This is a genomic window from Polaromonas sp. P4_H1 (assembly GCF_056400945.1).
The window spans coordinates 1-516 of sequence record NZ_JBFUKG010000158.1 but is presented as its reverse complement, the minus strand read 5'-3'; the positions used below and the strand labels follow the sequence as shown (position 1 = coordinate 516).

The 516-nt window shown below is 61.2% G+C and carries 1 protein-coding gene; it reads left to right on the top strand.

Annotation, left to right across the window (positions count from 1 at the left end; genetic code table 11):
- Positions 1–93: 93 nt before the first annotated feature.
- The coding region (locus tag AC1DS5_RS25645) for a hypothetical protein (protein ID WP_477721057.1) at positions 94–516 on the top strand (423 nt) is incomplete at its 3' end.

Here is a 516-nt window from a genome sequence, read left to right as displayed (position 1 = left end):
GAGATCACGTTGACGAGCGGAGGCATCGGCGGATCGAAGATCGACGCCAGGCTGATCGCCCGGGCGGGAGGGGCCGGCGCGTCTGGTGGCAGGTTGAACATCGTCGACCCGGGAGTGCCGTCCGGCTCCGTTCAGAACAGCATGGCCGGCACGTATATGGGATACTTCCGGCTGGTCGGAACTGGCGGCCAGTATTCCTTCGATGCGGCGACTGGCACATACTATGCGAACGCCGCGTCGGGCACGTACAATTTCATCGGCGGAACGATGGCGGGGTCGCCGATCTCCACGCTTGTCCTCGATCTCGATGTCTATGACGAATACGGGACGGCGGCGTATAAAATTCCCATTGCGATGAAAACTGCGATCAATGCACTGCCGTCGGTCATCGGGCTGACCCCGCGCATTGTGAGCGGCCGTGCGGCGGACGCGCAAGGAGGCGGTGCAGTCGTGCCCTGGGTCATCGATCCGACCATCGACCAGAAGGCCGTTGTTCTCATCAACAAGTATTTCTAT